The sequence below is a fragment of the Nocardioides sp. P5_C9_2 genome (assembly GCF_054049555.1).
This window is the reverse complement of record NZ_JBFUMD010000693.1, coordinates 1-1,426: the sequence shown is the minus strand read 5'-3', so window position 1 is coordinate 1,426 and position 1,426 is coordinate 1. Positions and strand designations below refer to the sequence as shown.

Annotated in this window: 2 protein-coding genes and 1 pseudogene; 1 reads left to right on the top strand and 2 read right to left on the bottom strand. The window is 74.3% G+C overall.

Annotation, left to right across the window (positions count from 1 at the left end):
- Together ACXJKL_RS21060 and ACXJKL_RS21055 are read right to left on the bottom strand one after the other, a co-directional pair.
- Positions 1–254 (bottom strand): annotated as a pseudogene (locus ACXJKL_RS21060) (hypothetical protein); the annotation flags it as partial.
- On the bottom strand, positions 251–610 hold the full coding sequence (locus ACXJKL_RS21055; protein ID WP_457208942.1) for a histidine triad nucleotide-binding protein: 360 nt from the start codon (positions 608–610) through the stop codon (positions 251–253). The pseudogene ACXJKL_RS21060 and the gene ACXJKL_RS21055, both read right to left, overlap by 4 nt.
- 74 nt (positions 611–684) lie before the next feature.
- Here ACXJKL_RS21055 and ACXJKL_RS21050 point away from each other — a divergent pair.
- Positions 685–1,426 (top strand): hypothetical protein (locus ACXJKL_RS21050; protein ID WP_457208941.1); only part of this gene is annotated, 742 nt, incomplete at its 3' end.

The following is a 1,426-nucleotide window of genomic DNA, read 5'->3' as shown; positions in this document are numbered from 1 at the left end:
GTGCCGTACGGCGCGGAGGGGGTGTACGCCGCCGGCATGGCGAGGGTCTCGCGACGCTCCCCCTTGCGCAGCGGCACCTCCGGGGCCGGCGTGGCCCCCGTGTGGTCGTCGTGGCCGGACTCGGCCCCGGCGGACGACTCGGCTGCGGCGGCGTCCGTGGCCTGGGGGCCGGACGAATCCTCGCCGGACGTGGACGAGCAGCCCGCCAGGACGAGGACGGCGCCGGCGAGGGCGGCCACGAGTCGGCGGCTCATCCGGGGGGCCACTGGAGGGACCGTCCGCCGAGGACGTGCAGGTGGGCGTGGAAGACGGTCTGGCCGGCGCCGGCCCCGGTGTTGAAGACCGATCGGTAGCCGTCGGTGAGGCCCTCCCTGTCGGCGACGTCCGCGGCCGCCCGTAGGACGTCGGCCAGACCGGACGGCTCGTGGTGGGCCAGCTCGGCGGCGTCCGCGTAGTGGCTGCGCGGGACCACCAGCACGTGGGTCGGGGCCTGCGGGTGGAGGTCGCGGAACGCGACGGTCGTCTCGTCGGCGCGCACGATGTCGGCGGGGACGTCACCGGCCACGATCTTGCAGAACAGGCAGTCGTCGGGACGATCGGGCGCGGTCATGGGCCCAGCCTAAGTCCGGGGTCCCCGGCGTGTAACCGATTCGAGGCGTCGTACGTCCCACTAGCGTGAAACGCATGCGCACCACTTCCCTGGCCCTGTACGCCACGCTGACCCTGGGCCTGGCCTCGGGGCTGTCCGCCTGCTCCGACGACGGCGGGGCCGCCGGCGACCAGGCACCCGCGGGCGCCTCCGCGACCGACTCGGCCACCGACACCACCGACACCACCGGTTCCTCTGCCCCGGAGCCGACCGGCGAGCCCGGAGGGTCGGACTCGGAGAGCTCGGGCGACGACTCCACCGAGTCCTCCGGGGCCGCGGTGCCGGTCTACTTCGTGGGCGACACCCCGCAGGGGCCCCGACTCTTCCGCGAGTTCCAGCAGGTCTCCGGCGACCCGCTGACGGGGGCCGCCGACCTGGTGGACGGCGGCACCCCCCTCGACCCGGACTACCGCACCGAGTGGCCCGACGTGGGCATCGAGAGCGTGCAGGCCACCGACGGCGTGCTGCTCGTGACGATCCCCGGTGACGGCTTCACCGATCGGCCCGACGGCATGTCCAAGCGCTCGGCCCGGCTCGCCGTCCAGCAGCTCGTCTACACGCTCCAGGGCGTGCAGCAGGAGCGGGTGCCGGTGCAGGTGCAGCGCACGGGCAGCGACCCGGTGCTCTTCGGGCTCAGTACCGAGGCGCCCTTCACCACTGCTCCGGCCCTCGAGGTCTCGAGCCTGGTCTACGTGACGTCCCCCGCCCAGGGGGCGGTCGTCGAGGGCGACACCCTGGAGTCGAGCGGGGTGGCGTCCTCCTTCGAGGCCACCGTGC